General features: G+C 73.5%; 10 protein-coding genes. 4 read left to right on the top strand and 6 right to left on the bottom strand.

The features are described 5' to 3' along the window. Positions 1–92: 92 nt before the first annotated feature. The 3 genes from NOD94_RS35585 to NOD94_RS35575 are packed head-to-tail and all read right to left on the bottom strand — an operon-like array spanning position 93 to position 4,272. Positions 93–1,334, bottom strand: coding sequence for a hypothetical protein (locus NOD94_RS35585; RefSeq protein WP_281210361.1), 1,242 nt, complete (start codon positions 1,332–1,334; stop codon positions 93–95). Then, the gene (locus NOD94_RS35580; RefSeq protein WP_281210360.1) at positions 1,331–3,070 is read right to left on the bottom strand and encodes a lipopolysaccharide biosynthesis protein; all 1,740 of its coding nucleotides are present in this window, start codon (positions 3,068–3,070) and stop codon (positions 1,331–1,333) included. Before NOD94_RS35580 ends, NOD94_RS35585 begins: the two co-directional genes overlap by 4 nt. After that, a complete protein-coding gene (locus NOD94_RS35575) occupies positions 3,067–4,272 on the bottom strand; it encodes a glycosyltransferase family 4 protein (protein ID WP_281210364.1) in 1,206 nt (401 codons plus the stop codon). The genes NOD94_RS35580 and NOD94_RS35575 overlap by 4 nt, the downstream gene beginning before the upstream one ends. Positions 4,273–4,444: 172 nt before the next feature. Between NOD94_RS35575 and NOD94_RS35570 the strand changes: the two genes are divergently transcribed. Continuing rightward, positions 4,445–4,933, top strand: coding sequence for an adenylyltransferase/cytidyltransferase family protein (locus NOD94_RS35570; protein ID WP_281210359.1), 489 nt, complete (start codon positions 4,445–4,447; stop codon positions 4,931–4,933). On the opposite strand, the gene NOD94_RS35565 is transcribed toward NOD94_RS35570, so the two are convergent. Then, complete coding sequence (locus tag NOD94_RS35565) at positions 4,914–5,636, bottom strand: CDP-alcohol phosphatidyltransferase family protein (RefSeq protein WP_281210357.1); 723 nt, start codon at positions 5,634–5,636, stop codon at positions 4,914–4,916. The genes NOD94_RS35570 and NOD94_RS35565 overlap by 20 nt on opposite strands. 64 nt (positions 5,637–5,700) lie before the next feature. Next, on the bottom strand, positions 5,701–6,900 hold the full coding sequence (locus tag NOD94_RS35560) for an MFS transporter (protein WP_281210356.1): 1,200 nt from the start codon (positions 6,898–6,900) through the stop codon (positions 5,701–5,703). A gap of 97 nt (positions 6,901–6,997) precedes the next feature. Between NOD94_RS35560 and NOD94_RS35555 the strand changes: the two genes are divergently transcribed. Continuing rightward, on the top strand, positions 6,998–7,579 hold the full coding sequence (locus NOD94_RS35555) for a MarR family winged helix-turn-helix transcriptional regulator (RefSeq protein WP_281210355.1): 582 nt from the start codon (positions 6,998–7,000) through the stop codon (positions 7,577–7,579). Between the two features lie 122 nt (positions 7,580–7,701). Here NOD94_RS35555 and glgX read toward each other — a convergent pair whose 3' ends face one another. Further along, the gene (gene glgX / locus NOD94_RS35550) at positions 7,702–9,903 is read right to left on the bottom strand and encodes a glycogen debranching protein GlgX (protein ID WP_281210363.1); all 2,202 of its coding nucleotides are present in this window, start codon (positions 9,901–9,903) and stop codon (positions 7,702–7,704) included. A 239-nt stretch (positions 9,904–10,142) separates the two neighbouring features. Here glgX and NOD94_RS35545 point away from each other — a divergent pair, with 239 nt between their 5' ends. Then, positions 10,143–11,378, top strand: a complete 1,236-nt coding sequence (locus NOD94_RS35545) for an Ig-like domain-containing protein (protein WP_281210362.1) — start codon at positions 10,143–10,145, stop codon at positions 11,376–11,378. 200 nt (positions 11,379–11,578) lie between these two features. Then, positions 11,579–14,098, top strand: coding sequence for a SpaA isopeptide-forming pilin-related protein (locus tag NOD94_RS35540; protein ID WP_281210354.1), 2,520 nt, complete (start codon positions 11,579–11,581; stop codon positions 14,096–14,098). The last annotated feature ends 92 nt before the right edge of the window (positions 14,099–14,190 follow it).

The raw sequence follows: 14,190 nt of genomic DNA, 5'->3' as shown, positions 1-14,190 counted from the left end.
CCCCCCCCCCCCCCCCCCCCCCCCCCCCCCCCCCCCCCCCCCCCCCCCCCCCCCCCCCCCCCCCCCCCCGCGGCCGTCTCTCCCGTCGTCGCTCAGGCGGTTGTCCGCCCCGCGGCGTCCGGGGCTGCGGGCGCCGGGTCCTGGGACGGCACCTCCAGGCGGGCGACGCGCGACCAGCCGGCCCCCGCCTTCGCGGCGGAGCCCACGGCCAGGCCCCAGGCGGCCCCCGCGACGCCCCACACGGCGTACCCGCCGAGCAGCAGGGCCACCGACAGCAGGGAGAAGACCACTTGCAGGGACAGGGTGGCCTTCGGGTTGAGGACGCGCAGGGTCAGCAGCGCGCAGGTGCCGAGCCCCATGACGGCGTACTGCGCCCCCGTCGCCGGGAGCAGGGCGGACGCGGCGGCCCAGGTGTCGCCGAGCAGGTGACGGCCCAGCCGGTCGGGCAGCGCGTACAGGACCGCCGCCCACCCGGCGCCGAGCACCGCGAGGGCGGCGCCCATCAGGGCCGTCAGCCGGACGACGCCCCGCTTGCCGCGGGCCCGGCCGACCACGGGCGGGCCGAACGCGTTCGCCGAGTTGAACAGCACGTTCAGCGGCCCGAAGAGGGTGGTGGCGCCGCGCAGGGCGCCGACGGCCAGCGGGGTCGCGAAAACGCCGAGGCCGAGGACCGCGAGCTGGCTGGAGCCGTTGCCCACGGCGAACTCCACCACGAACCGCTGCCCCAGGTGCCCGCGGCGCAGGTAGGGGCGCAGCTCACCGCGCACCCCGCGCACGAAGGGCCGCAGCAGCCACAGACCGAGCGCCAGCGCCGGGAGCGCGGAGAGCCCCCACACGAGAACGAGCCGCCCCGGGGAGGCGCCCGAAGGCTGGAGGGCCAGCGCGGCGACGACGCAGACCAGCCGCAGCGTGTCGGCGGCCAGCGCCCGTTCGGGCACGCGCAGGGCGGAGAAGCAGTAGCGCAGTCCGTCCTGGACGAGGACCAGGGGAAGCACGGCGCCCAGCGCGAGGAAGGCCGTGCCGGCGGCGCCGGGCAGGGCCAGGCCCACCGCGGCGAGGAGCAGCCCGGCCGCCGCCGAGGCGGCGGCCGTGAACAGGACGGAGGAACGGCAGACGGCGCCCAGGCGTTCGCCCTTCTCCAGGACGACGGTCTGCCCGACGTAGGCCATGTTCAGCCCGAGGAGCACGCTGAAGGCCACGTACACCATCGAGAAGTCCGCGAAGCCGGACGCCGAGGACAGCCGGGCGGCCAGCACCAGCACCAGGATGTTCGTGGCGCTGGAGGCGGCCTGGTCCAGGACCGAGGAGACCGCGGCGAGGCCCCGCCGGCTCACCGCCGGCCCGTGCGCACCGTGCGCAGGGCGACGGTGTCGGTGCCGTCACCGGGGATGTGCTGCTCGGGTTCGGCCGGCTCACGGGTCAGGGGCTGCGGCGCGGACTTGGCCGGCGCGGGAGGTGCGGTGGCCGGGGCGGGCGCGCCCTTCCCCTTGCCGCGGCCGCGCTTCTCGGTCGGCAGCGGGGTGTGCAGTACGGCGCCCAGCACCGTTCCGCCGGCGCCGCTGATGAGCTCGCGGATCCGGGACAGGTCGGTTCGGTGCACGGCGCGCGGGTCGCAGACCACCAGCACGCCGTCGACGCGGTCGACGAGCGCGAGCGCGTCGGCGTACGAGAGCACGGGCGGGGCGAGCACCACGACGGTCGAGTTGGGGGAGTCGGCCTCGGAGATCAGCCGGGTGGCGCGCGGCGAGGTCAGCGCGCGCGGCACGTTGCGGACCTGCTCGCCCGGAATCAGGTCGAAGGCGCCCGATTCCCCGGCGTCCACGACGAGCTGCCGTCCGTCGGGCCAGTCGGACTCGCCGTGCCCGCCTGCGGAGGGACCGCCCGGCATCTGGCTCCAGCGGGGCCGCCCGCCGGCGTCGGTGGGCAATTGGCTGGCCAGCACCGGGGTGCGCAGGTCGGCCTCGATGAGCAGGACGTCCTTGCCGGTCTCGGCGAAGGAGGCGGCCAGGTTCACGGCGACGGCGGCGGCGGTCTCGCTGCTGCCGCGCGGGGCGACGACGAGGAGTCGGCGCCGGTCGGCGAAGCGCGAGTCGTAGGCGAGCCGGAACGCCACCGAGCGGTACTCCTCGGCGAGCCTGGGGTCGGCCTCGCCGGCCGCGAGGAGCGGCCCGCCGCCCGTCTTGTCCCGGGGCAGGGATCCCAGTACGGGCGCCCGCAGGGCCCGCGAGACGTCGCCCTCGGAACGCGGCGCCGGGTCGAAGACGAGGCGGACCCAGGCGGCGAGCAGGCCGAGAGCCAGGCCGACGGCCGCGCCCAGCGCGAGCGACATGAGGATGCCGGGGCCGTCGGGGGCGGTCGGCGCCGTCGCCGCGCTGGTGACCCGGCCCGGGGTCATGTCCAGGGCCTCCAGCTTGGTGATCTTGCCGTTGTAGCCGCCGACCTCGCTCTGCAGGTCGGTCTTGGAGGAGGTCGCGGCGTCGCGCACGGTGCCCGCGGGCATCCGGGAGATCTCTTTGGAGAGCTCGTCGAGCTGCTTGGCGACCGGGTCGCGCTGCTCCTTGTAGCCCTTGACCATCTTGTCGCGGGTGGCGTCGAGGGCTTCCTGCCGCTTGAGCAGGTAGGCCTGCGTCATCGCGTTGGCGCGCCGGGCGGCCTCCTTGGGGGAGGACGCGGTGTAGGTGAAGCGGAGCACCATGGTCTGCGGCGGGTTGGTCACCTGGAGGCCGCTGCGCAGGGACGCGAAGTCCTGGTCGGCGATCTTGAGGCTCTTCTTGGCCGCCTCGGCGATGGAACTGGAGAGCGCGACCTGGCGCTCGGAGCCGATGTTGATCGCCTTGTCGGGTGCGAGGCTGGGGTTGAACGGGTCGTCCGTCGGGGCGCGCAGCACCACGTCGGCGGTCGCCACGTAGGTGTCCGCCGTGGATATGCCGAGGTAGACGCCGCCCAGCAGGCCGATGCCCACGCCCGCGCCGATGAGCTTGCGGTAGCGCAGGAGCTGCTTGAACTGGTCCCTGAGGAGATCCGGTTCGTCCTCGGCCGGGGCCGCTGCTGGGCGGTTCGTCTCGATCACGGCTGGGTGCCCCCAAGTGCTTCGTCTATCAGTGCGTCGATGCGGGCGAGGCCCGCTTCCCGGCTCAGGTGGGCCGCCACGTGGACGGGCCCGGCAGCGCCCAGCGCGTCCGCGCCATCGGGGTCCTCCGCCAGAGCCCGTACGGCCTTCAACAGCGCGTCGGGATCCTCCGGCGGAACGAGCACCCCGGCGCCCGAACGTGCCACCTCCTGGGCGGTTCCGCCCTCCGCCGCGACGGAGGCGACGACGGGCCGGCCGGCCTGGAAGTAGGAGGTGAGTTTGGACGGAACGCTCATGTCCAGCACGGCCGCGTGCTGCGTGACGGCGAGCACGTCCGCCGCGGCGAGAATATCGGGGAACTCGCCGTCAGCGGCAGGGGGGATGATGTCCAGATTCGGAACGTCCGCCGCGAGGGCGGCCAGCGCCGCTCGCTGACTGCCGTCACCCATCAGGACAAAGCGGACGGACGGATCCCGTCGGGCGGCGCCGACGAGGACCTCCAGCCCCTGCTTCAGGCCCATGTTCCCGGAGTGCAGGACCACCGTCTGGCCGGGCGCCCAGCCCAGGTGTCGGCGGGTCTCCCCGCGCGGCTTGGTGGGCTGCGGCACGTGCGACCAGTTGGGCACGAGGCGGATCCTCTTCGGGTCCACGCCCATGCCGACGACCCGGTCCACGAAGGTCTCGTGGATCACGCCGACCAGGGTGGCCCGCTTCAGGGCGTACGCCTCCGCGCGCCCCGCGATCGCCGCGGCCTTGTCGCCGCCGCTGATCCCGCTCTGCGCCGCCGCGGCCCCCATCAGGTCCTGGACCACGGGGACGTACGGAACCTTCCAGCGCGCCGCCAGCCGCGCGGCGAGCACGCCGCCGGCCAGGCTGGGCATCTGCGCGAGGACCGCGTCCGGCTTCGGCATCCGGGGCGGGGCCACGGCGCCGTGCAGCAGAATCGATCCTTCGAAAAGGGCGCGCTTCACGGCGGTCTGCCGCTGGGGCACGGTGTGCGCACGCCGGTGCACGGTGACTCCCGCGCGCCCCTCCGTGCGCCGGAGCGCCCCCTTGTACTCCGGCTCGACCGACCACGCCGGATAGTGCGGCATGCCCGCCAGGACATGGGTCTCGTGGCCGATACTGGCCCAGTGCTCCGCGATCTGAGTGGCGTACGGGCCTATGCCCGCGTGCTCGGGGGCGTAGTTGGTGGAAACCAGCAGCAGGCGCCGGTGACCGGAATTGGACACTGAACGTCCCCTTCTCCCCTGGATGATGCGCACGTCACCCTATTCGTTCACCGACAGGGTGCGGAACGTGCACGCTATTGTCTGCTAATCCGCCACACCCGGGGGTGTGGCCGCTGGGGGGTAACTGATGATGGAGCACGATATGTCCGAGCCTGGGCCGTCCGCGCGCAGACCGTATCGGGTCGGCTACGCGCCGGGCGCCTACGACCTGTTCCATATCGGACATCTGAACATCCTTCGGCACGCCCGGAGTCGGTGCGACTACCTGGTGGCCGGAGTGGTCTCCGACGAGATGGCCGAACTCGCCAAGGGCCGTCGCCCGATGATTCCCCTGGTCGAACGGCTGGAGATCGTCCGCAGCGTCAAGTACGTCGACGCGGCTTTCGTCGAGACGGTCCCGGACAAGGTGGAGACCTGGAAGCAGGTCCGCTTCGACGTGATCTTCAAGGGTGACGACTGGCGGGGCACGCCCAAGGGCGACCGGCTGGAGAAGGACTTCGCCGCCCACGGGGTCGACGTCGTCTACTTCCCCTACACCGTCCACACGTCCAGCACCCAGCTGCGCCGGGCCCTGGACGCCCTGGCCCAGCCCCTCGCGGGGCCCGAGGCGCTCACCGCCGAACGGCGTTGAGCTCCCGGAACCACTTGGTCAGGAACGCCAGCAGGAAGAGGACGGCGACCACGCCGAGTCCCGCGTAGGCCCAGCGGAACAGCGCGCCGCCGCCGAGCAGCAGGAACACCAGGCAGAACACCCCGTAGTCCACCGGCAGCAACGCCACCGCGCGCAGGGTCGACGGCGCGGCGGCGGGGCTGCCCGGGGCCGGCTTGGGCTTGAGCTTCTCGGTCAGCAGCCCGCCGAAGAAGGTGACGACCGCGGCGAACTGGAAGCCCAGCGGCACCAGCAGCCAACCCTCCGAGCCGGTCCCGTAGGCCTCCGGGAAGCGGTGGAACGCGATCAGCACGCAGGTGTGCAGCGCGGTCAGCTTCGCGCAGTCCACGACGTGGTCGAGCCACTCGCCGGCCGCGCTGCCGCCACCGCGCAGGCGGGCCAACTGTCCGTCGGCGGAGTCGAAGGCGAAGCCGACCGCGAGGGCCGCCCACACGGCGATGCCCAGCCCCCAGGAGGGCGCGACCAGCGCGACGGCCGCCACGGCGGCGAAGCTGAAGACGGCGCTGATCAGCGTCACCTGGTTGGGAGTGAGGCCCAGCGCGTACGATCCGGCGGCCAGGTAGCGCCCGGCGGGCCGGTTCACGAACCGGGAGTAGAGCGACACGCCCTTCGCCGACTTCTGCGCCCCGCGCAGCTCCCGCAGCGCGGTCCCGACTCTCGCCATGCGTACCCCTGAGCCCTTCGATGGCACACGTGCGCGATGCACGAGTGTTCGTATGAGGGCCACATCATCGCAGGGCGAACGAAGGCTTCCGCTCCGGATCCGCCCTTACGTCCGGAAGCAGCAGTACGGACAGGTTCGCGACGGCGACGAGCACCGCCGCGGCCAGCAGCGGCGCCGCGGTTCCGGTGACGGCGGCGAGCGGGGCCGCCACCGCCAGGCCGAGCGGTCGGGCCGCGAAGGAGATCAGCGAATCGAAGGAACCGACCCGCCCCAGGGCCTCGGCCGGCACCCGCCGCTGGATCTCCGTCTCCCACAGCGGGCTCAGCAGTCCGACGCCGCCCATGCCGACGAGGTACGCGACCGCGCACACCGCCACGGGCAGCCGGAACGCGAAGGCGGCCAGGGCCGGGGCGATGGCCGCCGAAGCCACCGCGACCCACACCAGCGGCCGGCGGACGGGCAGCCGTCCGGCCGCCCAGGCGCCCGCGAGCAGACCCGCGGTTCCGGCCTGGGCGACGAGCACCCAGGAATCCTCGCCGCCCAGGGACTCCACGGCGATCAGCGGGCCGAGGGTGAGCAGTACGCCGGCGGTCAGGTGCCAGACGCCGTGCGCCATGACGTTGGCCAGAAACCACGGGTGCCGACGGGTCTCCGCCCAGCCGGCGCGCAGCTCGGCCGTGAACCCGGGTCGGACGCCGGCGCGTTCGCGGGCCGGGGTCCGCAGGCCGCCCAGGGTGAGGGCGGAGGCCGCGAACAGGACGCCGGTCGCCAGCGAGGACCAACCCGCCCCGACGCTCAGCATCAGCGCGCCGGCGGCGGCCGGTCCGGCGATGGCGGCCAGGCCCTGGGCCACCATCAGCCGGGAGTTGGCGCGCAGCCGGCCGGGCCCGGCGACCACGGCCGCCACGAGGGTCCGCGCGGAGGGGGTGCCGAAGGCGACGGCGGCGCCGGTCAGCGCCGACAGCGCGGCCAGCTCGGGTACCCGTACGGGACCGGACAGCAGGAGCGCCCCGGTGGCCAGCTGGGCGGCGGCCCGCACCAGGTCGGCGGCGAGCACGACGCGCCGGGCGGGGAACCGGTCGGCCGCCACCCCCGCGACGGGCAGCAGGAGCAGCATCGGCAGCATCTCGGCGGCGAGGACCAACCCGAGGTCGCCGGCCGAACCGGTGCGCATCACCGCGAGGGTGAGGGTCGTGGGGATCAGCGCCGTGGCGAAGGCGGCGCACGTGCGGCCGGCGATGAGCCGCAGGAGGGTCGGGGTCATGCCACGAAGATTATTTCGCCGACGAAGAATTCGCCAGCGAAATGTTTTTGTCCGGGGGTGGGGACGGGGCCGCCACCGACCGGGTCATAATGCGGACATGGGCACAGAGACGGGCGCGACCCCGGCACCGCACGGGACCACGGACCCCGCCCCCCGCCCCGGCTCCGTCCGGTCGGAGCCGGCGGCCCCCGCGGAGGACTCCGTCGACCGCCACATCGCGCGCTGGAGCGGCAAGGTCCCCTTCGACGTCCCCACCGAGGCCGTCATCACACGGATCCAACTGCTCGCCAAGCACGTCGCGCACGGCAAGGAACGGGCCCTCGCCGAGACCGGGCTCCAGGCCTTCGAGTTCGAGACGATGCACCGCCTCGCCTCCCGCGGCGCCCCCTGGCGGGCCCCCTCCTCCGAACTCGCCGCCGAACTGCTCCTCTCGCCGGCCGGCATGACCGGACGCCTCGACACCCTGGAGAAGTCGGGCCTGGTCCGGCGCCTGCGCGCGGCCGCGGACCGCCGCCGGGTCGACGTCGAGCTCACCGGGGAGGGGCACCGGCGCTGGACCGACGCCATGCGCTGGCGCGGGATCGCCGAGGCGCGGATGATCGAACCCCTCGACGACGCCGACCGCGCCGCGCTCGCCGCCCTCCTCAAGCGGATGCTGATCCAGGTCGAAACGCGCTGACCCGCCGCCCCGCCGCTCCCGGACACGCCGCACCCCACCACTGATCCGGCGTCAGGACCGGGGCCGGAGCCGCAGCCGGGCACGTGCCCGCGGCCCCGACCCCGAACCCGACCCGGCCCCCGTCACGTCAGCACGCGCAGCAGCATCACCGACCGGGCCGGCACGGTGAGGGTCTCCCCGCCGCGGTGCCGGGTCGCGGGCGGCGCGGCCTGCGACTCCCGCGAGGTGTCCAGCACCAGCTCGTACACGTCCGCCCACGGCGCCCCCGGCAGCAGCCACTCCACCGGTCGGTCCCCGGCGTGCAGCAGGGCCAGGAAGCTGTCGTCCGTCACCTGGCGGCCCCGCTCGTCGCGGCCCGGGATGTCGCGCCCCGACAGGTACAGCCCCACCGCGGCGGCCGGCGCGTACCAGTCCCGCTCCGTCATCTCCGCGCCCTCCGGAGTGAACCAGGCCAGGTCCCGCAGCCCGTCGGCGCCCTGCGCCCGGCCGGAGAAGAAGGCCCTCCGCCGCAGTACCGGATGGGCCTGGCGCAGCGAGATCAGCCGTCGGGTCAGGGCGAACAGCTCGTTCCAGGAGGGGTCCTCCAGCAACGACCAGTCCACCCAGCCCGTCTCGTTGTCCTGGCAGTAGGCGTTGTTGTTGCCGCCCTGGGTCCGGCCGAACTCGTCGCCCGCGACCAGCATCGGCACCCCGGTCGACAGCAGCAGCGTGGTGAGCAGGTTGCGCAGCTGGCGGCGGCGCAGCGACCCGATCCGCTCGTCGTCGCTCTCGCCCTCCGCCCCGCAGTTCCACGACCGGTTGTCGTTGGTGCCGTCGCGGCCCTCCTCCCCGTTCGCCTCGTTGTGCTTGCGCTCGTACGTCACCAGGTCCCGCAGGGTGAACCCGTCGTGCGCCGTCACGAAGTTCACCGAGGCGTACGGTCGCCGCCCGCCCCACGCGTACAGGTCGCTGGAGCCCGACAACCGGTACCCGAGGTCCCGCACGTCGGGCAGCGCCCCCCGCCAGAAGTCCCGTACGGCATCCCGGTAGCGGTCGTTCCACTCCGTCCACAGCGGGGGGAACGCCCCCACCTGGTAGCCGCCCGAACCCACGTCCCACGGCTCCGCGATCAGCTTGACCCGCCGCAGCACCGGGTCCTGGGCGATCACCGCGAGGAACGGCGACAGCATGTCCACGTCGTGCATGGACCGGGCCAGCGCCGCCGCCAGGTCGAAGCGGAAGCCGTCCACCCCCATTTCGGTGACCCAGTAGCGCAGCGAGTCCGTGATCAGGCGCAGTACGTGCGGACGCCCGGCGTGCAGGGTGTTCCCGCAGCCCGTGTAGTCGGAGTACCGGCGCTGGTCGGACTGGAGCCGGTAGTAGCCCCGGTTGTCGATCCCGCGCAGCGACAGGGTCGGGCCCAGCTCGCCGGCTTCCGCCGTGTGGTTGTAGACCACGTCGAGGATGACCTCGATCCCGGCCGCGTGCAGGGCGCGCACCATCCGTTTGAACTCGCCGACCTGCTGGCCGGTCGTCCCGCTGGACGAGTAGCCGGCGTGCGGGGCGAAGTAGCCGACCGAGTTGTAGCCCCAGTAGTTGCGCAGGCCCCGGCGCAGCAGGTGGTCCTCGTGGGCGAACTGGTGCACGGGCAGCAGTTCGACCGCCGTCACGCCGAGCTTCGAGAGGTGTTCGATCGCCGCCGGATGGGCGAGGCCCGCGTAGGTGCCGCGCAGTTCCTCGGGAACACCCGGATGGCGCATCGTGAAGCCGCGCACGTGCAGCTCGTAGATCACCGAATCGGCCCAGGGGGTCTTCGGACGGACGTCGTCCGCCCAGTCGTCGTCATCGTGGACGACCACCCCCTTCGGGACGAACGGCGCCGAGTCCCGGTCGTCGCGCACGGTGTCCGCGATGTACTGCTGCGGCCAGTCCCGGACGTGCCCGTACACCTCCGGCGGGAGCGTGAAGTCCCCGTCGACGGCCCGCGCGTACGGGTCCAGGAGCAGCTTGGCCGGGTTGTGGCGGGCGCCCGTCCACGGGTCCCAGCGGCCGTGCACCCGGAACCCGTACCGCTGTCCGGGGCGCACGCCGGGCAGGAACCCGTGCCAGATCTCGTGCGTGAGCTCGGTCAGGGCGCAGCGGGTCTCGGTGCCGGCCTCGTCGAACAGGCAGACCTCCACCGCCTCCGCGCCCTGCGCCCACAGGGCGAAGTTGGTGCCCGCGACCCCGCCGGGGCCGGCGTGGTGGCGGGCCCCCAAGGGGTGCGAGGACCCGGGCCACACGGGCGGCCCCGGGCGCGCGGACGCCCGCAACACCCTCGTGTGGACCAGCTCCCGCGTGTTCACCGCGTTCGCGGTGCCCTCGACGGCATCCACCGCCTCTTGTTCGGCTGCGCTCGACAATGCCCGCCTCCACGGCTCCTGGGTACCGATGGGGGCAGGGGATCACGGCCCCGGCGTCCCGGCCTGGGCCCGCCCCCGTCTGGTGCCTTCACACTGTTCTGCCCTGACTGTTCTGCCCGGAACGTGCCCCGCCCTCACGTTTCCCCCGGAGGGGGCCGGTCGTTGGACCCTTCGTGACTCTTTTGACGAGGCGGGCAGGGGCGGGGTGGGCCGCCCTGGCGGCATGTGCGGTCCTGCTGGGCGGGCTGACGGGCTGCACCGAGGACGGCAAGTCCCCGGTGGAGGTGCAGCTGCCCGGCAGACCCAAGCCGCCGGCCGAAGCCATCCGGATCACCCCCGACGACAACGCGAAGGGGGTCCCGGCCGAGGGCCCGCTGAGGGTGACCGTCCCCGAGGGGCGCCTGGAGCGGGTCGTGGTCACCAAGGTCGAGGACGCCCAGGAGGAGAAGGTGCCCGGCAGCATCGCCGCCGACGGCCTCAGCTGGAGCCCCGACCCGAAGGCGGGCCGGCTCTCGCTCGCCGCCAAGTACACCGTGGACGCGGTCGCCCTCGACGGCCACAACCGCCGCCAGGCCCGCCACACCACTTTCACCACCTACGTCCCCGAGGAACGCTTCATCGGCTACTTCAAGCCCGAGAACCGCTCCACCGTCGGCACCGGCATGATCGTCTCGTTCAAGTTCAGCCGGGCCATCAAGGAACGCACGGACGTGGAGCGGGCCATCACCGTCACCTCCAACCCGCCCGTCGAGGTCGCCGGTCACTGGTTCGGCAACGAACGCCTCGACTTCCGGCCCAAGGAGTACTGGAAGCCCGGCACCGAGGTCACCGTCAAGATGGACCTGCGCGACGTCGAGGGCGCCCCCGGCTCCTACGGGATCCAGGAGAAGACCGTCCGCTTCACGGTCGGCCGCTCCCAGACCACCGTCGTGGACGCCGAGGCGCACACCATGCAGGTCCGCCGGGAGGGACAGCTGCTGTCCACGATCCCGATCACCGCCGGCGCCCCCGAGAACACCACCTACAACGGCAAGATGGTGGTGATGGAGATGTTCGACGTCACCCGCATGAACGGCGCCACCGTCGGCTTCACCAGCGAGGACGGCAAGGGCGAGTACGACATCCCGGACGTCCCGCACGCCATGCGGCTCACCTCCTCGGGCACGTTCCTGCACGGGAACTACTGGGCCAGCCCCGACACCTTCGGCTCCACCAACGTCAGCCACGGCTGCGTGGGCCTGCGCGACGACAAGGGCGGCGGCTCGGACACCCCGGCCGGCTGGTTCTTCGACCGCACCCTGGTCGGGGACGTGGTGGAGGTCGTGAACTCCCAGGACAAGACGGTGTCCCCGAGCAACGGCCTGGGCGGCTGGAACATGTCCTGGGCGGACTGGGTTGCCGGGTCCTCCCTCACCTGACGGCCCCGGCCCCGGCCCCCTCACCCGACGGCCCCGCCCCCCGACCGGCAGCGCGCCGGCCGCGGGCCGGCCACCCGTCCGGACGCAGCAACCGAGTGATTGTCGGACCGGAATGCCGTAGTCGCCGGTGTCTTCCGTTCGCCGCGCCGAAGCCGCCCGCAGCCTGGCAGGGCCCACAGCGCGGATACGGACGGAGCGTCATGTCAGCAAGGAACTGGACCCTCGGGCTAGCGATCGGTGCCGTACTGGCCACCGCCGCTCCCACGGCACTCGCCGCGGGTCCCGGCGCACTCCCCCCGGCGGCCGGCACATTGCGCGCCCCCCTGCCCGGCGGACTCGGTCCCTGCGTACCGGGCGACTGCCCCAGCCCGTTCCCGGAGATCGGCAGCGACGGCAGGATCAAGGGCCGCGACAACGCCGTCAACATCTTCGCCGGCGGCGAGTTCCGCGTCCGCGGGCGGGCCTCCGAGGCCGAGGGCCGGCTCGTCGTCCTCGGCGACTTCGACCAGGACAAGCTTTCGGGCGGGGACAGCCGGTACAACGTGGGCATCGTCGGCGCCGGCTCGCTCGTCCCGCCCCCCGACGGGGCCGACTTCCTCACCACCGGCGGCGATGTCGCCGTCGCCACGGGGGAGACCCTGATCGCAGACCGGGGCGTCGTCCTGTACGCGGGCGCCCTCACCGGAGGCGGCACCGTCACCGGCACCACCACTGCCGACCCGGCCGCCGTCGCCCCGTACGCCGGCCTGCGCGACCGCCTCACCGCCGCCAGCCAGTGCTACGCCAGGGTCGACGGCAGCCCGCGCCCGCCGACCGGCACCGCCGTCAACAGCGGCTCCGAGACCCTGTTCACCGGCGACAACCGTTCACCGCTCCAGGTGTTCAACGTGGACGCCGACCTGGTGAGCGGTACGGGCGGCGCGCAGGGCGTCCGCTTCACGCGGATCCCGGCCGGGGCGACCATCCTGGTCAACGTCCTCGGCACCGGAACCCGCACCATCAACACCTACAGCGGGACCCTCGTCGATTCCGGTTCCCCGGACCTGAACACCTACCGCGAGCGGCTGCTGTGGAACTTCCCGGACGCCACGACGGTGAACCTGACCGGTAGTGGCCAGTTCCAGGGCAGCTTCCTGATGGGCAACCAGGTCTCCGAGACCACCGTCACCCTGCCGGGCATCAACGGCCGCTTCTTCACCACGGGCTCCGTCACCCACGGCAGCGAAACCGTCGGGGGCGGAGGCCAGGAGTTCCACGCCTACCCCTTCACCGGCGACCTCCCCGACTGCGGGACGACGCCCCCGGTGACCGGTGAGGTCGCCGTCACCAAGGTGGACGGGGCGGGCAACGCACTGGCGGGCGCCACCTTCGAGCTGTGGCACGAGACCAACGACCGGCCCGGTCTCCAGCCGGCCGGCGACACCCCGGACACGAAGGTGTCCGACTGCACGACCCCCGCGGACGGCGAGTGCTCCCGGGCGAACCTGACGCCGGGGACGTACTACTGGCGGGAGACGGCCGCGCCGGCCGGCTACGACCTCCCCGCGAACCCGGTCTTCCCGCTGGTCCTGACGCCGGAGGACGCCACCGACGGGCGGACGCCCCGCGCGCGGGCCGTCAACATCCGCACGACGGTCCCGGTCACCGGCTCGGTCTCCGTCCTCAAGCGGGACGAGCGGGGAGAGCCACTGGCCGGTGCCGTGTTCGAACTGTGGCGCGAGACCAACAATGTCGCGGGCCTGCAGACCGGCGGCCCGGGCGCCGACACCAGGATCACCGACTGCGTCACGCCGGCCGACGGCGTCTGCGTGCGGGAGGGCGCCGAACTCGGCACCTACTACTGGCGGGAGACCGCGGCCCCGCCCGGGTACGTCCTGCCCACCGACAACGTCTTCCCGCTGACGCTGACCCGCGAGAACGCCTCGGGCGGCGTCCAGTACCAGATCGACAACGAGCGCGGCACCACGCCGGACGACGCGAAGGTCGTCCTCCGGAAGTCCGACAAGGACACCGGAGCCGCCCTGCCGGGCGCGACCTTCGAGCTGTGGCGCGAGACCAACGACCGGCCCGGCCTGCAGACCGGCGGCCAGGCCACCGACGAGCGGCTCGACACGGTCTGCGTCACCGACGCGGAGGGCACCTGCACGGTCGAACTGCCCGCCGGCGAGACGTACTACTGGCGGGAGACCGCGGTCCCGCCCGGCTACGAGGTCTCCCGCGACCCGGTCACGGCCTTCGAGCTGGACGAGGGCGACGTCGCGGAGGGCATCGTCCTCAACGTGACCAACAGCAAGAAGGAGCAGCACCGCGGCTCGATCCGGGTCCTGAAGAAGGACGCGAAGACGAAGCGGCCGCTGCGCGGCGCGGTGTTCGAGGTCTGGAAGGAAACCAACAACACCAGGGGCCTGCAGACCCGCGGCATCAACCCCGACCAGAAGTCCGGGCCGGGCTGCGCCACCGACCGCAACGGGGTCTGTGACTTCGACCGGCTCTCCGAGGGCTGGTACTACCTGGTGGAGACGGACGTCCCCGAGGGCTACGTGCTGCCCCGCGACCGGGTCACCGGCCCGCTGAAGCTGGACGGGACGACCCCGGGCGGGCGGCTCGTGGTCACGATCCGGAACGAGCGCGACGACCACGGCAAGGGCAAGCCGGGCAAGGGCAAGCCGGGCAAGGGCGGCAAGCCGGGCAAGGAGGCCGGCCGGGGCGGGCCCGAGTAGTACGGCCCGCACGACCCCGCCCGGGGGGGGGGGGGGGGGGGGGGGGGGGGGGGGGGGGGGGGGGGGGGGGGGGGGGGGGGGGGGGGGGGGGG

The organism is Streptomyces sp. Isolate_45, from assembly GCF_024721315.2.
Taxonomy (GTDB): Bacteria; Actinomycetota; Actinomycetes; order Streptomycetales; family Streptomycetaceae; genus Streptomyces.
The sequence above is the reverse complement of the archived record's forward strand: the minus strand, read 5'-3'. Positions and strand labels throughout refer to the sequence as shown.

Coding starts and splice junctions, on each gene's coding strand:
- NOD94_RS35565 (WP_281210357.1), bottom strand. CDS start 5,636: ATGGCGAGAGTCGGGACCGCGCTGCGGGAGCTGCGCGGGGCGCAGAAG.
- NOD94_RS35555 (WP_281210355.1), top strand. CDS start 6,998: ATGGGCACAGAGACGGGCGCGACCCCGGCACCGCACGGGACCACGGAC.
- NOD94_RS35540 (WP_281210354.1), top strand. CDS start 11,579: ATGTCAGCAAGGAACTGGACCCTCGGGCTAGCGATCGGTGCCGTACTG.
- NOD94_RS35570 (WP_281210359.1), top strand. CDS start 4,445: ATGTCCGAGCCTGGGCCGTCCGCGCGCAGACCGTATCGGGTCGGCTAC.
- NOD94_RS35560 (WP_281210356.1), bottom strand. CDS start 6,900: ATGACCCCGACCCTCCTGCGGCTCATCGCCGGCCGCACGTGCGCCGCC.